We start from the raw sequence: 24,399 nt of genomic DNA on the forward strand, positions 1-24,399 counted from the left end.
GAACCCTTTCCCCAAAAGAGTCAATATCATTTTTTACTTTTTTGTAAAAATATAACATTATAACAATAAACATCTATTTCAAGACATCTCAAAAAAATAACTAAAAATAAAATAAATAGCACGCTTCTAAAAAAAACATAAACAACCAGGACTGATCAATTATAAAGACGCATTGCATGAAAGTTTCTTGCGGGATAATGACTTCTTTTAGATCACAATACCCCTCTCCTCTCACAACGGTTATAACTCTCCTTAAATATCATGACGCGCACATCATGTAAAAGAAAGATAGGCGACATATTCTATAATCACCATTGCATAAACACCTTACACGCTTTATGATTTTCCATGAAAGCAAAAGGAAGAAGATGTCAATGTCCTCTAAACTGACGCGTAACCAAACATTGGTTTTGAACACTTTAAAGAATGCAAAAGGGCCTTTAAGTGCTTATGCAATTCTTGACCAATTACGTGAAGAAGGTTTTCGTGCCCCTCTCCAAGTTTATCGTGCGTTAGAAAAACTCGTACAATTAAAATGTATTCATCGTCTCGAAAGTGTAAACGCTTTTATGGTTTGTTTACATCCTGAAAAGTGTCAACACGAACTTACAACTTTCATCATTTGCGAAAACTGTGGCACAGTTAATGAAATACAAAATCAAACGATTGTATCAAGTTTAAAACAAATGGTTCAAGCTGTTAACTTCCAAGCCCACAAAAGCACTCTAGAAGTACGAGGTCTTTGTAAAAAATGCGTAATAAAATAAGCGCTTGAACTTGTAAGTTCATACATTTACCATTATTCTTCAAACGTTACTTATTGTTTGAAAAGCTCTTACTTGTCCTTGTATGCACAGCAGCCCTTGCCTATAGTTATGGGCTTATTATGTTCATTGGGATACAAATATTGAAAGTATAAAATCATGTCTATAGCTGAGACAATTTTTTCAACCAAAAACTTTGATAAAACAAAACAAAAGAAGGTAATTAAGGTTTTTCTTATCGTCTTTGCACTTTTTATGCTTTGGTTTGGCTATAAGTGGATAACACATTGGCGTTATATGCTCTCCACTGAAGATGCCTATGTGCAAGGAGATATAGCTGCAATTGCGCCTAAATTAAGTGGATATATTGAAAAAATTGCGATTAAAGCCAACCAAGTTGTAAAAAAGGACGATGTTTTATTTTACTTAGACAACGGTGATTATCAAATAGCCTTGGATCAAACAAAAGCGCATCTTAACACACAACAAAAAACGCTTCAACGTATTGATGCACAAATTACCGCTGCTCACAGTGCGCTAGATGATGCACAAGCACAAAAAGCAGCGGCTTCAGCCATAGCAACCAATGCACAACTCACTTTAAAACGCATTACAGAACTGAAAGCCAATCGTTATGCCCCTCAATCAGATGTTGATGATGCCAAATCAGCCTATGAACAAGCCATTGCCAATGTTAACCGTGCGGATGCACAAATCGCTGCTGCACGTGCCAATATCCAGGTACTAGAGGCACAACGAAGTGAAACAGAAAGCCAAACAAAGAATTTAGAACTTTCGCGGGAAAAAGCACAACGTGATCTTGCTTCAACCATTATACGCGCGCCATTTGACGGAATTATAGGAAATTTAACAGCAAAAACGGGAGATTTTGTCGTAAATGGCCAACGTCTTGCAGCGTTAGTCCCTATCCATGCGCTTTATATTGAAGCAAACTATAAAGAAACACAGTTGCAAAATATTCATGCGGGACAAAAAGCTTATATTGCTGTTGATGCCTTCAAAAAGGAAGTCTTTACAGGAACAGTGCTTTCTATTTCACCTGCAACAGGTGCTGTTTTTTCTCTTCTTCCTCCACAAAATGCTACCGGGAACTTTACAAAAGTTGTTCAACGTATTCCCGTACGGATCTCTATTCCAGAAGAAGTCTTAAAGACCGGTCATATCCGAGCAGGAATGAGCGTTTCAGTAGAAGTTGATACACGCACACAACCATAAGATAAAAGTCTCTTATAACAACAAGAAAATAACCTTATTATTATGACATCTTCCATACCAAAGCCTATACAGTCTCAAGAACGCATAGAAATCCGTAACGTTGTGATTTTCATCGTTATGGCCTTTGGCATGTTCATGGCTATTTTGGATATCCAAATCGTTGCCTCTTCTTTAGCTGAAGTTCAAGCGGGTCTTGCTGCAAGCTCTGAGGAAATTTCATGGGTTCAAACCTCCTATCTCATCGCTGAAGTCATCATGTTACCCCTTTCTGGCTTCTTAGGAAGATTGCTTTCAACACGCGTTTTCTTTACGATCTCGGCGATTGGATTTACGGTTACCTCTATTCTTTGTGCAACAGCAGCATCCATTGGAGAGATGATTATCTACCGTGCATTGCAAGGTTTTATTGGTGGCGGAATTATCCCAAGCGTTTTTGTCGCCTCTTATGTTCTTTTTCCTCCTTCCAAACGACCAGTTGTCGTCCCTATTGTTGGACTCGTCGCAACACTCGCCCCCACGATTGGTCCAACGGTCGGGGGTTACCTCTGTCATCTCTTATCATGGCATTGGCTTTTTCTCATCAATGTGCCTTTTGGAATTATTATTTCAATTCTCGCGTGGAAATTGATTAATTTTGATAAAGCAACCCCATCTCTCATGGCTAAATTTGATTGGTTGGGCCTCATTTCTATGGCTGTTTTTCTAGGAACTTTAGAATATGTACTAGAAGAGGGAGCACGCCATGATTGGCTAAATGATAGGCTGATTCGAAACTTATTCATTATCATGATCTTGTCTGCCGCCCTCTTCTTCTGGCGCGCTTTTACGGCAAAAGAGCCTATTGTTGATCTTACGGCTTTTTCTAATTTTAATTTTTCTGCTGCATCCATTTTTTCCTTCTCTTTGGGAATAGGTCTTTACGGACTCACATATCTTTATCCTGTCTATTTGAGCCAAATCCGCCATTATGATGCTCTCATGATTGGAGAAACATTGTTTCTTTCAGGATTCGTCATGCTATTAACCGCTCCCCTTGCAGGATATCTTTCCGCACGAATAGATGCACGTTTGATGATGGCGATAGGACTTTTGGGCTTTGCAATAGGAACTTGGATGGCTAGTTCTATCACAGACAACTGGGATTTTTGGCAACTCTTTTGGCCACAAGTTTTCCGTGGTGCTTCTGTAATGTTATGTATGGTTCCTGTTAATAACATTGCCTTGGGAACACTTCCGCCAGAACGCATGCAAAATGCTTCTGGACTTTTTAATCTCACACGGAATCTGGGGGGAGCTGTCGGGCTTGCCATTATCAGCACTCTCATGACAAAACGCACAGACTTCCATTACGAACGAATAGCCGAAACGCTCAATCACGCAAATAGACAAGCAACTGAAATGCTTTCAAAACTTTCTTTATTATTTACAACAGAAACCTTTGATTCGTATACACTTGCTCTTTCTCAACTATCTGGTATAGCGCGCATCCAAGCAATGATTATGGCTTTGAGTGATATTTTCTTTATCATAACCATCATCTTTGGTTTTTTGACATTGATGACCATTTTTCTCAAAAAAATACCCCCCCTCACTGATTCTCCACCAAGCCACTAAACTTAACCTAAATTGAGAAATATTTTATTGCTTTCCTTTATCCTCTATAACCTTATTGCTTTTTTTAAGAGATAAGATAAGTCTATATATGATTCTAAACGATTTTTTTTGACAAAAATTTTTTCAATGCATGGTTCTTTAGGCATTAAAAAATAACTTCTCATATAAAAAGTTGTTTTAGAAGAGAAGATGTAAACAAAAAACTTATCTAAAGTGCTATACACCATAAAAATAAAGCAGCTCTTTCTATAAGATTCTTGATTTCTCATCTTTCGACCAATCCTATTTTATGCTACTGCCCTCATAAAAAATGATCCTATAAAATTCTGTGCGCTTCACTTTTTTAGGATTACGAGAATAGAACAGCATTCTCTTTTCCTACTCTACATGGCACCCTCTTCTTGAACTATTCCATAAAAGATTTATGATCTTTTTAATTTTTATTAACAAGCGCATTTTCTTTACAATATGTAGAGGAACGATTTTTTTGATTTTGCATGCGAAACTTGAAATGAGAATTCTGTATTCGACACACTCATACCAATTGGAAAACATTATCTTCAGAGTAAAAGAAGTAAGAGCATGTTTTTTAAAAAAGTTTTCAAAATGCCTCTTTTTTGAAAGAACATTGATCAATGAATGATTACTTTCTATGCCCCAATTATACCTATAGTGGATCTACAATTATGAACGACAGTAGTCCCATCTTTAATATAAACGTCTACACATTTGTTTAACCTCTTAAAGACGCACATTCATTGATATTGAAATCCACTCAAAAATACTTTAGAATGTTTCGGATATCCTTTTCCTGATAGGCAAATCATTATTTCTGATATAAAAAATTCAAGAATATAAACGATGAGTTCTCATTGTAAGAATATATTGATTTATAAATATAATTTATCATTTTACATATTATAATGAGCAATCTAAATATTGTAAATATTTTCCTATTTGAAAACGACTCATGATGAAGCAATTAAAACCATTCCCTTGTCCCCCCACAAGCAGGGAAATAAAAACTATTAAGAGTAAAAACCGTCCTCTATATAAGATCGACCAATGATATTAAGCGCTAGAAAATTTTATGATGATACCAGACAAAGTATCCAAAATCACCTAAGAATTCAGTTACTTTCAAGATTATGAAAAGAACACTACTTCTTGAAAAAAATAAGCTTTAAATATACTTTTAGAACCTTCATTGAAACAATCAAAAATAAGAAACCAGCTCCATAAAAAAAGCCATAGAAAACAATCGCCCCCCCCCAAAAAAACTTTGTATAACCCCTTTATTCCCGCTAATGCGCTCTCTTCCAATGCTCACACTATTGAAAAATGAAATAAATAAAATCTTCAAGCCACTTTATGATGCTGAAAACGCCTAGAAACGGCATATTCTCCGCTAGCAACCAAAGTGCCATAACAACCAGAAAGATAGCGCGGTATCAGTTCTAAGGCTTGAAAACGATGCTTTTCGTAAGGACCAGGCATTGCCAAATTCTCTGTTAAGCGATTTGAAAAACCAAAACGTTGATAAAATTCAAAATCTCCTACCAATAAAATAGCGCCATATCCTAATTTTTTGGCTGTCTCAATTGCATGGCGGACTAAAATTGATCCTATTCCCATACCAGCACATTCAGCAGCAACAGCCAAAGGCCCCAAAAGTAAAGCATGTTGTGTTTCATTTTTTTCTTTTAAAAAAGATACATGCCAAAGACGGACACTCCCCACAAGCTCACCAAGCGCGTTTTTAACCACAAAAGAAAGCCCCTGAGCCGCTAATCGTCCACGACGCAAAGCCTCTGATGACTTACGTTTACGTCCACACCCCATCGTCGCATCAAGCAAAATTTCTCGATAAGGCTTATCTGCTTCTTGCTCCAATAAAAGTTTAAAACATGCCCCATTTTTTGTTTGAAAATTAATCATGTTCATCTCGATCCACCCTCTTATAGCGCAATGACGAGCACAGCCCAAAATCTAAAAACAGCTACCGTTAAAAGGAAATTTCAGATCACATACGATCGTAAAGGCTCAAACCCATTAAAGGCAACAGACGCGTAAGTTGCTGTGTAAGCACCCGTTCCATGAATCAATATCTTATCTCCTATTGTTAGAGATAAAGGAAGCGGATAAGGTGTTTTTTCATAGAGAACATCTACCGAATCACATGTTGGTCCAGCCAAAATACAAGGCTCCATAACCTTATCATCATGAGGGGTTTCAATAGGATAGCGAATTGCTTCATCCATAGTTTCAGTAAGACCGTTAAATTTTCCAACATCAAGATAAACCCATCGGACATTATCATTGTCAGCTTTTTTGGATATCAAAACGACTTCTGTGCGAATAACACCAGCATTACCGACCATCCCACGCCCTGGTTCAATGATCGTTTCAGGAATACGATTGCCAAAATATTTTTTTAACGAATCAAAAACAGCCATACCATAAGTTTGCTCACTAGGAACATCTTTCAAATAACGTGTTGGAAAACCACCACCCATATTCACCAATTTCAACGAAATTCCTTCTTGCTCCAAATGTTTAAAAATTTTAGCTGCATCCGATAAAGCACGATCCCACGCATCAAGATCTGTTTGTTGAGATCCTACATGAAAAGAAACACCATATGCCTTTAAACCCAATTGATGTGCTCGACGTAATACATCAACTGCCATAGCAGGAACACAACCAAACTTACGAGATAAAGGCCAATCTGCACCTTTTCCATCGGTAAGAACACGGCAAAATACGCAAACTCCTGGAGCAGCGCGCGCAACTTTTTCAACTTCTTCAATACAATCAACGGCATAAAGTGAAATGCCAAGTGCATATGCACGGGCAATATCGCACTCTTTTTTTATCGTATTCCCAAAAGAAATACGATCAGGAGTTGCTCCTGCTTTTAAAGCCATTTCAATTTCTGCAACAGAAGCTGCATCAAAAGATGATCCTAAGGAGGTAAGCAAACGCAAAATCTCAGGAGCTGGATTTGCCTTTATTGCATAAAAAATACGAGACTGTGGAAGAGCTTTTTCAAAATTTAAATAGTTTTCACGCACAACATCCAAGTCAACAATTAAGCATGGACCTTCAGTACGATGTGTTGCAAGAAAATCACGAATACGTTGCGTTACCATCACCAATTCTCCTAAGGGAATAAAATCCCTCCTCTATGCTTGGACAGCAAAGAGCTGCCAATAGCCAAAGGACAAAATAAGCGTACCCTCTATCAGCACTCTGATTACTTTCATAACCAGGAAGAAACCAATATTGCATACAATGAAAGAACAGCGCAGAAACTGCGTTATCCTAGTTTATCTGCCTTTTTGATTGGAGTTGAGAAAACCACTTCCGCACTGAAGGCAATGAGGTGTGCCTCTATAGTTATCCCAGCATTTGGACAGCTGGAAGACACCAGAAAGGCCCGCACCGTCGTTGCTTCAAGATGTCCTCATTCTTTCAATTGGCTGTAAGAATGACTGGAGCGGTTAGTTCCAGGTACCGTACCGGTTGACCTCACCATTTGAGAACCAGCGGACACCCACAGGCACGTGCGACTTTGGGCAAGGAGTTCTATAAAACGAATCCTTTCTCATTTCAATCATTTTTTTAATTTTAAACATTTTTTAATTCTTAAAGAGAACATGGTGCTAAAAAGAAACACTCTCTTCCACCAGACAAAGCCATCCACCCACTTTTATGAGATCACTCCCCTACATAATTCATACAACAAAAATCACAATCTTGCTTTAAAAGTGCCTCTTGTTTAGCTTCCCCATTCCATTTTTCCAACATCATCCATAGAAAACAACGCAATAGATCACACTCAACATATTAATTTAATCATTGATACTTTATTGTTCTAACCTTGGATCAAGAATCCGATCGTAAAATGCTTTCATTCCCCCCTCCCTTACAATGCATCAATTGAAATCATATCTTTTGCGCACCACAAGTGTAAAATACCTCTTATAAACTCTTTAAATGCAAGAAATCCCAACATTGAAATCTGGAGATATCTGGGCTGAAGCAGCAGCATCTTTAAAGAAAGAGATCATACAAAATCCAATGTATAATAGAGCTGCTATGGTATAACTCAACTGCATTTCACCATCTTTAAGCTTCATAAAAGAGCAAGCCAATCAACATCACACTCTGAACCAATGTTCAACAGCTTTTGACATTTGAGAGGATTCATAAGAGGCATGTCTTTCTTGTATCATTTTACTCTACAGGACTTTCCTCGCTTGTAACATCCAAAAGACATGGGTTTTGATTGATTCAACATAGAAATAGATTGGGAATGAGAAAACCCTCACGATATTCAGATCTCTTATTCAAGATAAAAACAATAAATTATTATAAATCAATGTCCTAAACTGTTCATCAACGACTTCTCCATTTTAAAGTGATAAAGTATTTGAACACTCAATCCCATAAAGTCAGAGAAAGCAAAAGATCTATAATGATTATTTATAAATAAAATAATTTAACATAGACAAAAAGACCGAATAATATCCGGTCTTATAAAATATTTTTCTACTAAGATTAAAGACGCTTTTCTCTTAAATTTAAGAGAAAAACGCTAAAATTTACAGCCCTACACTGCGATATCCTTATATCCCTTGATGAGCATCAATTGCACGCAACTTCAACAATTGGAATTGTCTATGGCGCTCACGAAAACGCTCTCTATCTGCTTCACTACGCGTATTATAACAAGCCTCACAAGAAACACCTTCCTCATAATGAGGCGATAATTTGCTTTCAGCATTCAAAGGAGAACGACACGCGCGACAGAGTTCGCGTCCACATTCTTCAAGACCATGTTGAACAGAAACCCGCTCATCAAAAACAAAGCATTCTCCCCACCATAAACTTTCCTCTTTTGGGACCTTTTCCAAATATTTCAGAATTCCTCCTTTTAAATGGTACACTTGCTCATAACCAAGTTCACGAACATAAGCTGTTGATTTTTCACAACGAATACCGCCTGTACAAAACATAGCAATTTTCTTTTTTTTCTTCAAATCAGCTTCATGTTGACGCACCCATTCAGGAAATTCACGAAATGTTTTAATTTGTGGATCAATCGCTCCTTGAAAACTCCCAATTGCATATTCATAATCATTACGGGTATCGATCAAAATTGTCTCTTCATCTTGAATAAGAGCATTCCAATCTTCAGGCTCCACATAAGTCCCCACAACTTTTAGCGGATCAACCCCTTCAACCCCCATTGTCACAATTTCTTTTTTCAACCGCACTTTCATGCGATGAAAAGGCATTTTCGATGCCCATGAATATTTAATCTCCGGCGTTTGAAAAGCTGGCTCAGCCGTAATAAAACCGACCAATGCCTCAATCGCTTCACAAGAACCTGCAACAGTTCCATTAATTCCCTCTTGTGCTAAAAGGAGAGTCCCTTTGATATCCCTTGCCTGACATAAATCCTGCAAAGGCTTTTGTAATTGACAATAATGTTTCAAATCTGCAAAGCAATAAAGTGCAGCAACTTTAAAATTCTTTTCCATGTGTTTTGCCATAACGTGCGTTTCATTCAATTTCAAGATCTATTCATATACTCTTTAACATATTGTGCTTAATCAAACGATATAAACAATACCATATCCAAAAAGAAAAAAATATCATGTGTCAAAAAAGAGAAAACCTTTTATTATATCTCCAAGGACAAACCGTTATACCTGTTTTGACCATAGACAATTTACAAAGTGCTGTACCTTTAGCACGTGCTCTTGTCAAAGGCGGATTAAAAACAATTGAAATCACTTTGCGAACACCAGACGCTCTCCAAGCAATTAAAACAATTACACAAGAGGTCCTTGAGGCAATTGTTGGAGCCGGAACAGTTCTCAACACAACACACTACGAACAAGCCGAACGAGCTGGAGCAAAATTTATCGTAAGCCCTGGATTATCGAACGAATTAATCAATTGTGCAAAAAATAGTGAAATTCCCCTCCTTCCTGGAGCAATGACCCCAAGCGAACTCATGCAAGCATTAGACAAAGGCTATTCATATCTTAAATTTTTTCCTGCCAAAGCTGCTGGAGGTCTTGCCCTCATCCAAGCGTTAGCCTCTCCTTTTTCTGAAATCTTCTTTTGTCCTACAGGCGGGATAACACAAAAAAGTGCAACACAATGGCTCCAACTTCCTAACGTCTTCTGCGTTGGCGGTTCTTGGATAGCGCCTCAAAAGCTCATTGCTATAAAGGATTGGGGTTCGATTAGTGCATTAGCGCATACTGCATCACAACTTTCCTCTCACCCGACAAAAGCGCGCTCTACAACATAAGTCGCAGGAGCATTATTTGCCCCTTCAACAAGACCAAAATCTTCACACATCCTTGCGCAATCTTTTAACATTGCCATAGAGCCACAAATCATCACCCGATCTTCATCAGGAGAAATTTTCGGTAAACCAGTCGTTTCAAAAAAAGCACTGCTCTCCATAACAGTCGTAATACGTCCCATATGTTCAGAAGGTTCACGCGTAGTCATAGGATAAAATTTCAACTGTTGCGCATATGCCCCAATTAGCGGATCTTGTTTCAAAGAGCAAACAAGTTCTTTTGCATAAGTCAACTCATTCTTTTCACGTGTTGTTTGAATAAGAATAACTTCTGAAAATTTTTCATAAGTATCAGGATCACGAATAAGACTTGCAAAAGGAGCAATCCCCGTACCAGTTGAAAGAAGATAAAGACGTTTTCCAGGAATAAGAGCATCAAGAACCAACGTTCCTGTAGATTTTTTACGCATAAGCACTGTATCACCAATTTTAATTTTTTGCAGATGCTCGGTTAATGGCCCTCCTGGAACTTTTATCGAAAAAAACTCAAGCTGTTCATCCCAAAAGGGACTTGCAATCGAATAAGCGCGATAAATCGGCTTTTTTGCATTTGGCAAACCAATCATAACAAATTCACCCGAACGAAAACGAAAACTCTCCGGACGATTTAAGCGGAATTTAAACAAACGATCCGTATAATGATAAACTTCTTGAACAGTAAGAGCGAATACATTCTCAGGGATCGGAAAATCTGAAGCAACGCTGCCGCTGTTTGATGGAACATTGGTAGCAGACGTATTCATACTCTTCCCCATATCTTTATTGAACGTTAAATTTCGAATCCTTGACGTGATATAGTACTTGCATCCCCATCTGCCAACAATTTTCTTAAAACAAAAGCCTTAGGATTAACACTTTTATCTCCAAATTAATCGAATGAAAAAAATACAATGTAAATCACATTCAAAAAAAGCTTAAACAATCACAGCCCCCTTTAATACATCATGCTATTTGTCCATTATAACGCTATAACATTCTTTCACTTTACAAAGTTCATGACCCAACACCTTAAAATAAAAGAATTAAAACTTTTATTAATTGAACGATAACCACACGACTCCCCCAAAAAAATCCAACATTACATCCATTGTTTTTAACCTTTTTTACCCTTCTTTTTCCATAAATAAATGAATCTAATGCGCTCTATAACCACTAAAATGATTTAACTTAAAACCAGCCCCAAAATAGAAAGTAATATGGAATACCTAATCCATCTTGCAAACAAAGAATATCCAAATCAATAGCTTTTAATGTATCAGCGATATGTTTACACACTCTTCACCATTTGACAAAAGTAATTTTAAGTACATAAAATAACGCCTAAAGCTGCCTAGATGAATAACCGTCCCCCTCATCGTGCTACAAAACTTACAGGTCATTGCTTATAAGTTATTTCTTAAGAGTGAATAATTTACCATTTTACATTCTCTGAATAAGCGAACCATGCTTGTTTTAAGAGAAACAACTTCACCTGCAACAATAGCATAACATTGCACTCTTCAAAATGATACAATACAATAAGTTATGCTTTATTTTTTTAATATGCCTCAACAAGAGAAAATAAGTAAAAAAAAAGTCTATGTTTTGTAAATTATCAGAAGGCACTGCGTTGCTAATACAAATAAAACTAAAATATCCCTTATATTCACAGTACTATTTTACATAAAAACAACTTTCATGGTGCATAATTCAGTATGGAAGACTTATGACCTTAACTGTCGCAGACAATATCTTTTCCTTTTATCTAAGGAACCTTTGTAAAATAACCAAAGAAAAAGCCGTACGTACAAACAAAGATAGGATTTAAAAATGAACAAATCCGTTAATGATGAAATAAACACACACCTCTATGCAGCTGTCGCAACCATTGATATCAGTGCCATTGTGGCCAATTATATCGCTTTAGCCAAACGTGTGGCGCCAACACAATGTTCAGCCGTTGTCAAAGCAAATGCCTATGGGCTAGGTGCTCACAAAATTGCTCCTGCTCTTTATCAAGCGGGTTGTCATACTTTTTTTGTCGCTCAAATCAGAGAAGCATTGCACTTAAAAAGCATTTTACCATCAGATGTCACGATTGCCCTTCTGAATGGACTTCCACATTTAGCAGAAGAGTTTGTTGCACAATCTGGTATTGTTCCTGTTCTAAACTCTTGGAATGCCATTGAAGTTTGGCAAAATGTTTGTAAAAAAAAGGATAAAAAATTTCCAGCAATTGTTCAAATCGATACCCATATGAACCGATTAGGACTTGATCAAAAAGAATTACAAAAACTCATCAAACACCCTACAATTTTTGAAAACGCAGACATAAAATATATTCTCAGTCACCTTGCTAATGGAGAAGATGATACTCACCCATCAAATTATACCCAATTAACTTCTTTCAAAACTGCTCTCGCACAACTGCCCCCTTGTAAAGTTTCCTTTGCAAATTCTGGAGGAATTTTTTTAGGCTCAGATTTTTATTTTGACCTCGTTCGCCCCGGTATTGCACTTTATGGAATCGACCCTTCAGGAAAACACCCATCCCTTCTAAAACCTGTTTTAAAACTTGAAGCCCAAGTCATTCAAAACCGTGTTGTTGGTGCAAAAGCACCTGTTGGTTATGGAGAAAGCTTTATAACCAACAGACCAAGCACTCTTGCAACCATTTCTATTGGCTATGCAGACGGCTGGCTCCGTACTCTTTCGAATAAAGGAGCTGTTTATTTCAATGGGCACAAACTTCCCATGGTTGGGCGCATTTCTATGGATTCCATTATTGTAGATACAACCGATCTTGATCAAAAACCTCAAACAGGAGACTGGGTAGAACTGATTGGTCCTCATCAAACACTTGAAAAAGTATCTCTCGATGCCAACACCCTTCCCAATGAAATTCTAACATCTCTTGGATCACGCTATAAGTACATTTACACCTAAAGGCTCTTTAAATAAATAAACCGATACAAATCATCATTTAAAAAATGAGAGGGCTTCTAAGAAAGATTTTACAACCATCAATGGCATAATATAGTCATGAGATGCCGCCTATTCACAGAAGTCTCAAAACAGACAAGTTAATGAGCTATTTTATAAAAGTAAACGTCACCCAAAACACAGAAATTAAACTTTTTTCTCACATAAATGAACGAGAGAGAATCTATCGCTAAATTTTTAAAATTAATGTCAAATTAGTCATTCTCTCCATATCGAACAAGGCAAGCAATCTCGTAAATTTCTTTTATTTCTATCTTTGTTCATCGTAAAGCAATCAAATTTGTTCTTTTGCATACCACAAGCAAGGCTGGGGGCGAGATAAAAATGATTTAAAATTAAGAAATAAGACCTCTTATGATCTCTCTCAAGTCCAAGAGCTTATACTATTAGGTGCAAGCAAAGTATGTGATAATAAAGTGCATGATAGTGCCAACTTACTCCTTAATGAAAGGTAAAAAATAGGGGTGCTCAATAGATTTATCATTACCCCATCCACTGGCATCGTCGCGAAATAGGATTGGGAGAAAAATGTCTCTTTAAAACAAACAAGTGAATTAACACCCCAAGTATATTCTGTTTAGGTTAGAGCATTCTATTTTACATAAAGGTCATGCTCCTATTAAAGAACACAATAAACCCCAAATATGGGACAATGTCTAATCTCCATTCTTAAAAATATGGCTTTAGATGCTTTTGAAAACCATACAGTTGAAGAGATGACAAACTGAGGATTGACTTTCACCTTTACAGCTTTTCCAAATGAGATTGTTTTTCAATTTTAAAGATTACCCTAACACAGATACGCAATTCCTTTGCGCCCTCATATAATATACAGGCATGAAAAAGCTGAAACTGCCTACAAAGCTCTTTTTCGTTTCAATCTCTAGCTCAAATATGCTACTGTATTAGGTCTGGATTTGATTGATAGGCAACAGCTAAAGCACACACGTTCTTTAAAAAATAATGCCATAAAGTCGAAAACTGATCTGCAATAAACTGGAAAAATGTACCGGCTTTTTATAAAAGGCTCTGAAACAAGCAGCCATAATACCATTTGATTTTTCGTTTACACACTCAGACTGGTGTTTATCTATATTTTTTGCATCATCTTCATAAAGGCCGATAGAAGAAAAATATTTAGACAATTCTTGGCTAGAAAATCTGAAAAGTTGACGAGATACAGCAACAAAGTTTCGCGTACCTTTTATGATTAGAAGCATTAAAAGTAAATTTATTCCTTCTACAACTGCTCATAGTCACCTTAGTGAGACTAACTGTCATACCCCATGTAACAGACTGTGAACCCTATCCCCCCATAGGTTTTACTCTCGTTTATGTAGATTTGCTAGCTTAGAAATAACTGATACGCCTAATCAACTTAAACCATGTCATACGATGGAGAAAAAAGGGGAGCATGCCTATCACCGACAAAGTATAGTTTTTTTTCAACTTTTCGATTTTGCTCATGTTGTAAAAAAATGGGAAAAATTCTAAAAAATAGACAAATGACACCATAGTAATATGATCAACAAGCACAAAACCCACACAAGATGTGTGGGCTTTTTTGTTTATGCAAATGAACAAATTAAATACATAAATTTTATTTAATAAGTATTTCTCAAGGGTGGACACGAACAAATAAGCATTCTATCTCCTGCAACATTATCAATCCGCGATACAGGAGCCCAATATTTGTTGGCTGGATCAAGTGAACTATTGGGAAAAGCAGCTTCTTGTCGCGAATAGGGTCTCGCCCAAGCATCATCTAAAGTATCTGCAACTGTATGAGGGGCATTCACCAATGGATTATTATCTTTTGGCCAGACCCCATCCCCAACTTTCTTCGCTTCTTCAGCAATCGAGAGTAATGCATCACAAAAACGATCAATTTCTGCTTTTGGTTCTGACTCCGTTGGCTCAATCATCAAAGTTCCTGGAACAGGAAACGACATTGTGGGCGCGTGGAATCCATAATCAATGAGACGCTTTGCAATATCATCAACACTCACCCCATACTGATCTTTCAACAGGCGTGTATCCACAATACATTCATGAGCAACACGTCCGTGTTTTCCTCGATAAAGAATAGAATAAGCAGATGAAAGACGTGCAGCAATATAATTAGCATTTAAAATAGCGATTTGTGTTGCATATTTTAAGCCATCAGCACCCATCATTCGAATATACATCCACGTAATGGCAAGAATAGATGCGCTTCCATAAGGCGCTGCTGAAACCGCATGGGTTGTACCATCTTGTTCATGCCCTGGTAAAAATGGTTTGAGATGCGCTGCAACCCCAATTGGCCCCATCCCAGGACCACCTCCCCCATGAGGAATGGCAAATGTTTTATGCAGATTCATATGACACACATCAGCACCAATATCTGCAGGACGCGCAAGCCCCACAAGTGCATTGAGATTAGCACCATCAAAATAAACTTGTCCGTCATTTTCATGAATAATAGAACAAATTTCCTTAATGTTTTCCTCATAAACCCCATGGGTTGAAGGATAAGTAATCATGAGAGCGGCCAATTTATCCTTATGCAATTGCGCTTTCATTTTGAGATCATTCACATCAACATCGCCATCACTTAAACATTTTACCACAACAACTTCCATGCCCGCCATATGCGCCGAAGCTGGATTGGTCCCATGTGCAGAGGCCGGAATAAGACAAACTGTCCGTTGATATTCTCCCCGTGAGTGGTAATAGCGGCGGATTGCCAAAAGCCCCGCATATTCACCTTGAGCACCAGAATTTGGCTGAAAAGAAACTTGCGCAAATCCTGTAATTTCACACAACCACGCATTTAACTGATTGATCATCTCCAGATAACCCGCCGCATCCTCTTGTGAAATAAAAGGGTGTATATTGGCCATGCTCGCCCAACTCACCGGCATCAATTCAGCTGCCGCATTCAGCTTCATTGTACAAGACCCAAGAGAGATCATCGCCCGATCCAACGCCAAATCCTTATCCGCTAAACGACGCAACAAGCGCATCATATCTGTCTCTGAATGAACCGCATGAAAAAAGGGTTGAGAAAGAAAAGTAGCATCCCGCCTTTGACCAAAGAGTCTTGGAGAAACTTGATCAACGAGTTGCGCACCCCAAAGCTGTGCTAGAGCAGCTGCATCTTCTTCTGTTGACAATTCATCAAAATTGATTGCAATGGTGTCATCATCGAGAACACGAACAAGGCGTCCACTCATCTTAGCTTGATGCGCAATTTCTCTCGCTTTTCCCGTTACAACAATGCTAACACAATCAAAAAAAGACTCACCTTCACAAGAAACACCAACAGCCTCTAAACCAGCAACAAAACGACATGTTAAATGATGAATCCGCTGCGCAATTTCTTGTAAACCTTTTGGCCCATGCCAAACAGCATAAGCGGTTGCCATATTAGCCAACAAAGCCTGAGCCGTACAAATATTTGACGTCGCTTTATCACGCCGAATATGTTGTTCACGTGTTTGCAAAGCTAAACGGAAACCAACGCGCCCTTCTGTATCAACGGATTGGCCCACTATTCGCCCTGGAATAAGGCGTGTGAGTGCATCACTCACCGCAAGGTAGCCAGCATGGGGACCACCAAACCCCATCGGAACACCATAACGCTGCATCGAACCGACAACAATATCAGCGCCCCATTTTGCTGGTGCTTCCATAAGTGTAAGCGCTAAAGGATCAGCCACAACGATAACCAGTGCTCCTTTTTCTTTTGCCTCTTTTATGACCTCACTATAATCATGAAAAGAACCTTTTGTATCAGGCCAAGAGAGAACAATTGCCGCTGTATCAGAACAAATTTCTTTCTCAGAGCTGATCCGAATGCCTTGTGTTTCAGCACGCGTTTGCACAACACTCAAAGTCTGAGGATGTAAAAGACTCTGAAGAGAAATTTTTGTTTTTTTCTCCCGCGCAAAACGAAAAGCAAGAGCATTGGCTTCCGCTAAAGCGGTTGCTTCATCAAGCAGAGAAGCAGCAGCAACAGGCAAACCTGTTAGTTCACTAATCAATGTCTGAAAATAAAACAGAAGTTCTAAACGACCTTGGCTAATTTCTGCTTGATACGGCGTATAAGCGGTATACCAAGCTGGATTTTCAAACAGATTTCGTAAAATAACCGGAGGCACAAATGTTCCATGATACCCTTGCCCAATAAAACTTTTATGCACACAATTACGCTCCATCATTTTGGAGAGTTCTTCCAAGGCTTGGCTCTCACTCGCAGCCTTGGGAAGGTTCAGTGAACGTCCCAAATAAATAGAATTAGGAACCGCTTGAGAAATGAGTGCATCAACACTATCGAGCTCTAAAACATCAAGAATTTTTTGTGTTTCATCAGGACGCAGCCCAATATGTCGAGAAGAAAAAGAACGCTCGATCATGACACTCATCCAATCAGAACCTTATAAGCATCTTCATCCAACAACCCTTCCAGTTGTGTTTCATCCTGCAATGTCATTTTCCATAACCAGCCCTCTGTTTCAGCTTTCTGATTGACCAGTTCAGGATTATCAGCCAGTGCTTCATTGACTTCGACCACTTCACCATCAAGAGGAGAATAAACATCTGAAGCTGCTTTAACGGATTCCACAACAGCCGCCGCTTCTCCTTTGGAAAGTTTTGTCCCACTTTGTGGTAAATCAACAAAAACCAAGTCGCCTAATTGTTCTTGCGCATAATGTGTAACCCCAACAGTGACCGTTTTTCCTTCAACACTAAGCCATTCGTGGTCTTGTGTAAAATAAGTTTTAGACATAAGAAAATTATCCTTTTAAATAACGTTGTTCAACAAAGGGAAGAGAATGCACTGAGAGTGCAATCTTTTTGCCTCGCAGTTCTGTAAAGACTTCTGTTCCTTCAACTTTATAAGTGACAGGAACGTACCCCATCGCGACAGGACCATCAAACGAAGGACCAAAACCGCCTGATGTTACCACGCCAATCTCGTTGCCCTGCTCATCGAGAAGTACTGCACCGGCACGAATAGGTTGGCGCGTTTGCGGTTTTAATCCAACACGACAGCGATCAGGTCCTTTTTGCAGCGCTTCAAGAAAAGCCTTTGCGCCGTAAAATTGCGCTTTTTCTCGAACACTTTTAGGAACAGCCCATGTTAGAGCCGCATCAATAGGTGTCGTCTCAGGGGTAATATCATTTCCATGCAAACATAACCCTGCTTCCAACCGCAAACTATCGCGTGCAGCAAGCCCAATCCACTCAACACGCGAATCACTCAGCAATTTCTCAGCCAACATATGCGCATGCCCTATGGGCAAAGCAATTTCAAAACCATCCTCTCCCGTATAGCCAGAACGGGTTATAAACCAATCGTGTTGTGGCTCGAATCCCTGCATAAAAAACAATTCATTCCCTGGCAAATTGGCATCAGCCAGAACAGCTGCAGCTTCAGGACCTTGAAGAGCAAGCAATACCCTTTCAAGAGCAATCACTTGACATTCAAAATCAACAACACGCCTTTTCAGTTCTTCAAAATCAGCCTGTGCATTCCCAGCATTGGCAACTAATATAAAACGGTGCTCTTCCAAACGAGTAATAATCAGATCATCAAGAATACCAGCCTGCTCATTTAGCAAATAATTATACCGGGAGTGCCCAATCTTTAAAGCTGCTGCATTAATAGGAAAAGCATAGGATAAAAATTCTACGGCTTGTACCCCTTCAACGGCAATCAATTTCATATGAGAAATATCAAAAAGTCCTGCATGTGCACGGGTATGAAGATGCTCTTTCAAAACGCCAAGAGGGTAAGTCAAAGGCATATTCCACCCCGCAAAAGCACCAAATTTTGCTCCTGCTTTTTCATGCATATCATATAAAGGAAGTGTTTTTAAAAAAGATGTTTCTTGTTGTGTGCCCATAATAACTCCAAAGCTGCGCTAACGCCCACACAATATGGTCGTCTCTGCTCCCCTCTGTCATCAACCTGAGAGACTCGCGAAAAGACTTTCGCTTACACCTTCGGCGCGGGCTCTCCCGACTTTCCAGATCTGCCTTCCTCCTTTTACGGTCCTTAAAGCCTGAGAGATTATGGGCTATTTCCCCTTCGGCGGCACTGCGAAAACTTGCAAATCTGCACTCTCCCGCAAAAGAATGAAAGAAACGATAACGCTCTTTCCAGCATATTTTAGTCTATAACCTATCTTTATCGTACTGTCATTAGTAAAGTGAACCACAAGCTCTCATTTTAAAACTTGCGTAAGCTACTTTAAAAGATTTATAATAGTCTCCTTTTGAAGCTTATGAAAATTGTAAGAAACACATTTTAGGAAATTTAAGACAAAATCAAAAGTTATAGACAAAAATACCCCTTGAAAATCATGCAAAAGGTCACACACTAAAAAGATCACAAAGCAGTATTCTTTTAAGCAATATTCTTTCTTGTGCGATTCAGCCTTAAGAGTAAGATTTCGTATTCTTTTAAGAATCAAGAATAAGGACTTCAAGTATTTTATAAGGTTGATTTTAATGCAGAAGAAGTGGATTTTCTGCTTTCTGAGTAATGCAACGATTGACAGGCTAAAATTACCGAATAAATAAAGGTCACAACATACTCATGAAAGCTGGTAATATCTTCTACAATTGCGAAAATGATCTTCCAAAGCAAATTGCTCTTTTTCCTTTAGAAGGTGCACTGTTACTGCCTGGTGGTTTTTTATCGCTCAACATTTTTGAACCAGAATCACTTGAAATGATTGAAAATGTTATGGTATCCGATCGTCTCTTGGGAATTATTCAACCCCTTTCATCGGATACGGACCGCTTTTCTACACAACTTTATAAAACAGGTTGTATAGGGCGCATTACAAACTATAGTGAAACAGGCAATGGACAGCTATTTATTATCTTACAAGGAATTTGCCGCTTTACCTTAGAACAAGAATTGACCAATACAAAGTCCTATCGAACAGCTCTTATTCAATCAAATATAAAAGATTTACAAGAACTCGATATTGAAGAAAGCATTCATCGAGAAAGCTTACTTGACGTTGTTGAGAAATATCTGACCATCCATGAAATGGAATACAATTGGAGCAGCATCATAGAAGCCCCTACACCGATATTGGTGAATGCTTTTTCAGCGCTTATTCCCTTTACACCAGCAGAAAAACAAGCTCTTCTTGAAGCACCAGATATCAAAAGCCGTGCCCAAACGCTTCTCGCATTAACAGAACGCTCACTCATGAAACAAACAGGAACAGATTACCGTTTAAACTAATGAACGTAAAAACATGAAAAAAATGACCACAGATCCCAAAATGCTCGAATTACTTGTCTGTCCGATGACGAGAGGCACACTTTCTTTCAACCGAGAAACACAAGAGCTTATTTCTCTCAAAGCCAAACTTGCTTATCCTATTCGTGATGGCGTTCCCATTATGCTGACTTCAGAAGCCCGCCCTTTGCAAAACAATGAAAAAACAACCCATAAAAAATAGACACTCTTCAGACAATTTTCTTTTCAAAAACCTACTCTTATCAAGCTTCTGTCAAGATAATATCTTAGTCTCTTGAGAAAAGAGTTTTACAATTCAACTTTACAACTTTTCAAAATATCTCAAACGATATTTTTATCTATCGTAGATACATTGATGACATCAAAACTTGAAAAAACCAACAAGGAAAATGGGTTGTAATTTCAATTGACGATTGAAATCTATCGCCTTAAGGTTTGATCAGTATACACAGCGGTCAATGGAAAGCTTTCAAATTCAAACATTAAATCCTACTTTGTAAATATACTTCCGGGACTCTTGTCATGTCCAAGTGCTTTTAGTACTAAAAGCAAGAGGCTGACTCGGTTTCAGCACTTCCAGATCCCGGAAATCCCCCAATCCCGAAAGTCCCCCAATCCCGAAAGTCCAATGCCGAGGGCACTTGCACCTGAACGGCATAAATAATAAACCAAATATCCAGATTTTAATGACATTTCTATAGGCTAAATCCATCAGCTAAAAAATGCACTTTATTTGCCTGAAATAAGCAATTGGAATTTCAATTGACGACTGAAAGCTATTGCCTTATGAATAAAGCTTGTGTTTTTGGTCGTATACGCGACGATCAAATAGGGCCTGGAAGCCCTAACATCGAACGCAGAATAAAACCGCTTTTTGCGGGTATCCCGGAATTTCCGGGGGCTCTTGTTATGTCCAAGTGCTCTTAAGCACTAAAAGCAAGAGGCTGATTCGATGTCAGCACTTCCAGACCCCGGATACCAATGCGAGGGCGCTCGCAACCGGAGGGGAAACAAAGTGCAAGCTAAAAATTCACATTCTTACGACATTTCTTTAGGCAGAAAAATTCGCTTCAGAAGAAATATGATGGGGTTTTCTCAAAAACAATTAGGAAGTCATTTGGGTGTAACGTTTCAACAAATCCAAAAATATGAAAAAGGTTTAAATCGTGTGAGCGCAGCACGTTTACAGGAAATTGCTGATGTACTCAATGTTCCCGTTTCCTTCTTTTACGCTGAGAGCACAAAAAAAGAAGAGACTTCCTCACATTTTAATGACAGAATATCGAGTAAAGCAGAATATTTACTTTTGAAAAATTTCAGAGAACTTACCCGTAAAAAACAAAGAGCAATTTTGCTGTTGATTTCTGATGAAAAAAACACCCCCTTATTTTCATGAATTTACTGAGAAGCCCTCAACTATTCTGAATAACATTGAAAAGCATTTTAACTGTATTCACCCCAAAAGAAGAAGATTTTTATCCGGTCTGAAAACAGTCTTAATAAAAATTTTTGTCTTTAAAGAGAGGGAAGAAATCAAATAATTGGACACTTAACAGATAAAAGACAAAAAAAAACCAAGATGATACGTCATACCATCTTTTAAAAATTTAAAAGTGTGAAGAGAAACAATTGACAGAAGATAAAAAATTCACTTAAGTGCTCTCGCAAAGAGATGAAAACTTCGCATAAAATATTCAATTTTTTCAATTCTGAAAGAATCAAAAAAGACAACATTATTTGCAATACAATACTTTATTTTGCTGACGATTATGATTGCTGTGCACAACATCGGATTTATTGAAGATATAATTTATGATTTTCCTTGACCAACTCACTCTCTCCTGAGTATAGCGCGGGGAATAAACGTGGAGAGACACGAAGGAGTATAGAAAATGAGTTTTAAAGTTGCAATTGTCGGCGCAACAGGAAATGTCGGTCGTGAAATGCTTACAATTTTAGAAGAGCGTGGTTTTCCTGCGCACGAAATTGTTCCTCTGGCATCACGACGCTCATTAGGACAAGAAGTTTCTTATGGAGACAAAACTTTAAAAGTAAAAGCTCTAGATAGTTACGATTTTTCTGACACAGATTTGTGTCTTATGTCTGCGGGGGGAAGCATTTCCAAAGAATATGCCCCTAAAATCGCGGCAGCGGGCTGTGTCGTCATCGACAATTCCTCTACATGGCGCTATGATGCCAATGTTCCGTTAATTGTCCCCGAAGTCAATGCTGAAGCGATAAGTGCCTTTTCTAAGCGTAATATTATCGCCAATCCCAATTGTTCAACAATTCAACTGGTTTTAGCTTTAAAACCTCTCCATGATGCTGCCACCATTAAACGGGTTGTTGTCTCTACATATCAATCCGTCTCTGGAGCTGGTAAAGAAGGAATGGACGAACTTTTCGAACAATCACGCGCAGTGTTTGTTGCAGATCCTATTACATCAAAAAAATTCACCAAACGCATTGCCTTTAATGTTATTCCTCATATCGATGTTTTCATGGAAGATGGTTATACAAAAGAAGAATGGAAAATGACGGCTGAAACGAAGAAAATTCTTGATCCGAAAATTAAACTCACAGCCACGGCTGTTCGGGTTCCGGTCTTTATCGGTCATGCGGAAGCTGTCCATGTTGAATTTGAAAAACCACTCAGCGTATCTGAAGCGCAAGCACTCCTCCGCGATGCCCCTGGTTGTCAACTTATCGATAAACACGAAGATGGTGGCTATACCACACCTTATGAAGGGACAGGAGAAGATGACACCTTTATTAGCCGTGTTCGTGAAGATATCACTGTTGAAAATGGTTTAGCTTTTTGGGTTGTCGCCGATAATTTAAGAAAAGGTGCTGCATTAAATGCCGTTCAAATTGCTGAGTTGCTCATTTCCCGTAATTTGATAAAATCTAAGTCCGTCAATTAAAAGCCCTATCCAAAAGGACGAAGAATCCTAGCCGGTTTGTCAAAAGTCCGGCTTCTCTTCAAAAAAATCTTCCCCTGCTGAAGATTCATATCATCCCCCTAAAGAACAGTCATACAATGCCTAGTCGCCTTAAAGTTATCCTACACCGTTTAAAAAACGAAGATCTCTATCTACACTGCTCTTATACACAATCGCACTTTTTAACCAGTTTCAATCACCATCCTCATTTCGCCTTACGACACAATAGTATAAGGACAAAAAACTAGCCATTCTCTTAAAAAATCCAGCTTTAATAAATTCCATTAAATATTATCCTAAAGGACAATATCTCGAGGCATTGATAAATTTCACCCTGAATATTCTTAACTCTTATCACCCTATAAAATATCTCTCACCACCTTGATGCCATTTTATAGGATAATGAGATCAGCAGCATGAAGCAAAAAATGCTTCATGCTGCTGATCTTTTAGCCATTCCTGTTGTGAGATTGATTTTATTCTTATGGAGCAGGATAGGTCACAATACGGTAACGCGTTTCATTGCGTTCAAAATTTTTGTAATTAACCTTATCAGGAAAGAAGGGATTATAAGCATTGACGTGCTTTACAGAAACTTCTTGTGCCTTTGGTGAAGGATTTAAAATTGTCCGTTCATCTCTTTTTTTAACACCTGTGGAATCAATAATCACATCGGTTCTGTACAGTTTTTGCATGTTTTTCCGTGTTTTTTGCATCATTGGAAGAGCTTTAAAATCAGAAACAATCTGTTTTACTTTTTCTTTTTTTACTTTTGGTAATTTTATCATGGAATTTGATTTTACCGGCACCTTTTTAAAAGCAATGGTAGGAACATTAGCAACATTGACATAACGTGCAGATGCCCAACCAACTTTTCCATGATAACCAAGAGAACACCAAGTTTTATTGGATAAACAGCCATAAATTTGCACTTTTGCACCCATTGGAACCATTGCGATCAATTTGTAAGCTGTCGCAGGACCTGTGCGTAAAGATACCTGTCCTGATGCAACACGAGCAACGGTTCCAGCAATGGTCCCAGTTTGCGCGTGAGAAGCAGTCACAGCCCCCCCTGATGCTCCCAAAGCCCATAAAATCATTGTCGTTGATAAAAAATTCTTTCTTAACATTATTTTTCTTCCTCTCTAACATGTAAAGGGCAGAATATTTGCCTTTGCAAAAATTTGCCGTATTTAAATCCAG

The 24,399-nt window shown here is 38.4% G+C and carries 18 protein-coding genes and 1 riboswitch; of the genes, 9 read left to right on the plus strand and 9 right to left on the minus strand.

The window, feature by feature from the left end:
- The first annotated feature begins 374 nt into the window (after window positions 1-374).
- The 3 genes from PVV59_RS06330 to PVV59_RS06340 all read left to right on the plus strand — a co-directional run bounded on the left by PVV59_RS06330 (window position 375) and on the right by PVV59_RS06340 (window position 3,614).
- The gene (locus PVV59_RS06330) at window positions 375-767 is read left to right on the plus strand and encodes a Fur family transcriptional regulator (RefSeq protein ID WP_120122629.1); all 393 of its coding nucleotides are present in this window, start codon (window positions 375-377) and stop codon (window positions 765-767) included.
- Window positions 768-923: 156 nt separating this feature from the next.
- Window positions 924-2,000 carry an HlyD family secretion protein gene (locus tag PVV59_RS06335; protein ID WP_273755328.1) on the plus strand — a complete coding sequence of 359 codons (1,077 nt, stop codon included), beginning with the start codon at window positions 924-926 and terminating at the stop codon, window positions 1,998-2,000.
- 42 nt (window positions 2,001-2,042) lie between these two features.
- A complete protein-coding gene (locus PVV59_RS06340; protein WP_273755329.1) occupies window positions 2,043-3,614 on the plus strand; it encodes a DHA2 family efflux MFS transporter permease subunit in 1,572 nt (523 codons plus the stop codon).
- Window positions 3,615-4,973: 1,359 nt separating this feature from the next.
- On the opposite strand, the gene PVV59_RS06345 is transcribed toward PVV59_RS06340, so the two are convergent.
- The 3 genes from PVV59_RS06345 to PVV59_RS06355 all read right to left on the minus strand — a co-directional run bounded on the left by PVV59_RS06345 (window position 4,974) and on the right by PVV59_RS06355 (window position 9,163).
- Window positions 4,974-5,558 (minus strand): GNAT family N-acetyltransferase, encoded by a 585-nt coding sequence (locus PVV59_RS06345; RefSeq protein WP_273755330.1) that lies wholly within the window; start codon window positions 5,556-5,558, stop codon window positions 4,974-4,976.
- Window positions 5,559-5,632: 74 nt separating this feature from the next.
- Window positions 5,633-6,766 carry a type III PLP-dependent enzyme gene (locus PVV59_RS06350; RefSeq protein ID WP_273755331.1) on the minus strand — a complete coding sequence of 378 codons (1,134 nt, stop codon included), beginning with the start codon at window positions 6,764-6,766 and terminating at the stop codon, window positions 5,633-5,635.
- A gap of 1,479 nt (window positions 6,767-8,245) precedes the next feature.
- Window positions 8,246-9,163: a rhodanese-related sulfurtransferase gene (locus tag PVV59_RS06355; RefSeq protein ID WP_273755332.1), complete on the minus strand. Its 918-nt coding sequence runs from the start codon at window positions 9,161-9,163 to the stop codon at window positions 8,246-8,248.
- Between the two features lie 116 nt (window positions 9,164-9,279).
- On the opposite strand from PVV59_RS06355, the gene eda reads away from it, so the two are divergent.
- Complete coding sequence (gene eda / locus PVV59_RS06360) at window positions 9,280-9,945, plus strand: bifunctional 4-hydroxy-2-oxoglutarate aldolase/2-dehydro-3-deoxy-phosphogluconate aldolase (RefSeq protein WP_273755333.1); 666 nt, start codon at window positions 9,280-9,282, stop codon at window positions 9,943-9,945.
- On the opposite strand, the gene PVV59_RS06365 is transcribed toward eda, so the two are convergent.
- Window positions 9,915-10,745, minus strand: a complete 831-nt coding sequence (locus tag PVV59_RS06365; RefSeq protein ID WP_273755334.1) for a ferredoxin--NADP reductase — start codon at window positions 10,743-10,745, stop codon at window positions 9,915-9,917. The genes eda and PVV59_RS06365 overlap by 31 nt on opposite strands.
- 1,066 nt (window positions 10,746-11,811) lie before the next feature.
- On the opposite strand from PVV59_RS06365, the gene alr reads away from it, so the two are divergent.
- Window positions 11,812-12,927: an alanine racemase gene (gene alr / locus PVV59_RS06370; RefSeq protein WP_273755335.1), complete on the plus strand. Its 1,116-nt coding sequence runs from the start codon at window positions 11,812-11,814 to the stop codon at window positions 12,925-12,927.
- A gap of 1,010 nt (window positions 12,928-13,937) precedes the next feature.
- Here alr and PVV59_RS06375 read toward each other — a convergent pair.
- From PVV59_RS06375 to gcvT, 4 genes are all read right to left on the minus strand, one after another.
- Window positions 13,938-14,204, minus strand: a complete 267-nt coding sequence (locus tag PVV59_RS06375) for a hypothetical protein (protein ID WP_273755336.1) — start codon at window positions 14,202-14,204, stop codon at window positions 13,938-13,940.
- Window positions 14,205-14,588: 384 nt separating this feature from the next.
- Window positions 14,589-17,384: an aminomethyl-transferring glycine dehydrogenase gene (gcvP, locus tag PVV59_RS06380; protein WP_273755365.1), complete on the minus strand. Its 2,796-nt coding sequence runs from the start codon at window positions 17,382-17,384 to the stop codon at window positions 14,589-14,591.
- A gap of 5 nt (window positions 17,385-17,389) precedes the next feature.
- Window positions 17,390-17,758, minus strand: a complete 369-nt coding sequence (gene gcvH, locus PVV59_RS06385) for a glycine cleavage system protein GcvH (protein ID WP_120122641.1) — start codon at window positions 17,756-17,758, stop codon at window positions 17,390-17,392.
- A gap of 7 nt (window positions 17,759-17,765) precedes the next feature.
- Window positions 17,766-18,878, minus strand: coding sequence for a glycine cleavage system aminomethyltransferase GcvT (gene gcvT / locus PVV59_RS06390; protein ID WP_273755337.1), 1,113 nt, complete (start codon window positions 18,876-18,878; stop codon window positions 17,766-17,768).
- 136 nt (window positions 18,879-19,014) lie between these two features.
- Window positions 19,015-19,113: riboswitch (glycine riboswitch) on the minus strand.
- Between the two features lie 460 nt (window positions 19,114-19,573).
- On the opposite strand from gcvT, the gene PVV59_RS06395 reads away from it, so the two are divergent.
- The 4 genes from PVV59_RS06395 to PVV59_RS06410 all read left to right on the plus strand — a co-directional run bounded on the left by PVV59_RS06395 (window position 19,574) and on the right by PVV59_RS06410 (window position 23,178).
- Window positions 19,574-20,236, plus strand: coding sequence for an LON peptidase substrate-binding domain-containing protein (locus PVV59_RS06395; protein WP_273755338.1), 663 nt, complete (start codon window positions 19,574-19,576; stop codon window positions 20,234-20,236).
- A gap of 13 nt (window positions 20,237-20,249) precedes the next feature.
- Window positions 20,250-20,456 carry a Trm112 family protein gene (locus PVV59_RS06400; RefSeq protein ID WP_273755339.1) on the plus strand — a complete coding sequence of 69 codons (207 nt, stop codon included), beginning with the start codon at window positions 20,250-20,252 and terminating at the stop codon, window positions 20,454-20,456.
- 750 nt (window positions 20,457-21,206) lie between these two features.
- On the plus strand, window positions 21,207-21,650 hold the full coding sequence (locus PVV59_RS06405; RefSeq protein ID WP_273755340.1) for a helix-turn-helix domain-containing protein: 444 nt from the start codon (window positions 21,207-21,209) through the stop codon (window positions 21,648-21,650).
- 496 nt (window positions 21,651-22,146) lie between these two features.
- Complete coding sequence (locus tag PVV59_RS06410) at window positions 22,147-23,178, plus strand: aspartate-semialdehyde dehydrogenase (RefSeq protein WP_273755341.1); 1,032 nt, start codon at window positions 22,147-22,149, stop codon at window positions 23,176-23,178.
- A 500-nt stretch (window positions 23,179-23,678) separates the two neighbouring features.
- Here the strand turns inward: PVV59_RS06410 and PVV59_RS06415 are convergent, their stop codons facing one another.
- Window positions 23,679-24,326, minus strand: a complete 648-nt coding sequence (locus tag PVV59_RS06415; protein WP_273755342.1) for an SH3 domain-containing protein — start codon at window positions 24,324-24,326, stop codon at window positions 23,679-23,681.
- Window positions 24,327-24,399 lie beyond the last annotated feature (73 nt).

It is taken from the genome of Bartonella sp. MM73XJBT.G (assembly GCF_028618435.1).
GTDB lineage: Bacteria > Pseudomonadota > Alphaproteobacteria > Rhizobiales > Rhizobiaceae > Bartonella.

Coding starts and splice junctions, on each gene's coding strand:
- PVV59_RS06375 (WP_273755336.1), bottom strand. CDS start 14,204: ATGCTTCTAATCATAAAAGGTACGCGAAACTTTGTTGCTGTATCTCGT.
- PVV59_RS06355 (WP_273755332.1), bottom strand. CDS start 9,163: ATGGAAAAGAATTTTAAAGTTGCTGCACTTTATTGCTTTGCAGATTTG.
- PVV59_RS06400 (WP_273755339.1), top strand. CDS start 20,250: ATGAAAAAAATGACCACAGATCCCAAAATGCTCGAATTACTTGTCTGT.
- PVV59_RS06410 (WP_273755341.1), top strand. CDS start 22,147: ATGAGTTTTAAAGTTGCAATTGTCGGCGCAACAGGAAATGTCGGTCGT.
- alr (WP_273755335.1), top strand. CDS start 11,812: ATGAACAAATCCGTTAATGATGAAATAAACACACACCTCTATGCAGCT.
- gcvT (WP_273755337.1), bottom strand. CDS start 18,878: ATGGGCACACAACAAGAAACATCTTTTTTAAAAACACTTCCTTTATAT.
- PVV59_RS06335 (WP_273755328.1), top strand. CDS start 924: ATGTCTATAGCTGAGACAATTTTTTCAACCAAAAACTTTGATAAAACA.
- PVV59_RS06350 (WP_273755331.1), bottom strand. CDS start 6,766: ATGGTAACGCAACGTATTCGTGATTTTCTTGCAACACATCGTACTGAA.
- PVV59_RS06395 (WP_273755338.1), top strand. CDS start 19,574: ATGAAAGCTGGTAATATCTTCTACAATTGCGAAAATGATCTTCCAAAG.
- eda (WP_273755333.1), top strand. CDS start 9,280: ATGTGTCAAAAAAGAGAAAACCTTTTATTATATCTCCAAGGACAAACC.
- gcvP (WP_273755365.1), bottom strand. CDS start 17,384: ATGATCGAGCGTTCTTTTTCTTCTCGACATATTGGGCTGCGTCCTGAT.
- PVV59_RS06365 (WP_273755334.1), bottom strand. CDS start 10,745: ATGAATACGTCTGCTACCAATGTTCCATCAAACAGCGGCAGCGTTGCT.
- PVV59_RS06345 (WP_273755330.1), bottom strand. CDS start 5,558: ATGAACATGATTAATTTTCAAACAAAAAATGGGGCATGTTTTAAACTT.
- gcvH (WP_120122641.1), bottom strand. CDS start 17,758: ATGTCTAAAACTTATTTTACACAAGACCACGAATGGCTTAGTGTTGAA.
- PVV59_RS06330 (WP_120122629.1), top strand. CDS start 375: ATGTCCTCTAAACTGACGCGTAACCAAACATTGGTTTTGAACACTTTA.
- PVV59_RS06405 (WP_273755340.1), top strand. CDS start 21,207: ATGTCAGCACTTCCAGACCCCGGATACCAATGCGAGGGCGCTCGCAAC.
- PVV59_RS06340 (WP_273755329.1), top strand. CDS start 2,043: ATGACATCTTCCATACCAAAGCCTATACAGTCTCAAGAACGCATAGAA.
- PVV59_RS06415 (WP_273755342.1), bottom strand. CDS start 24,326: ATGTTAAGAAAGAATTTTTTATCAACGACAATGATTTTATGGGCTTTG.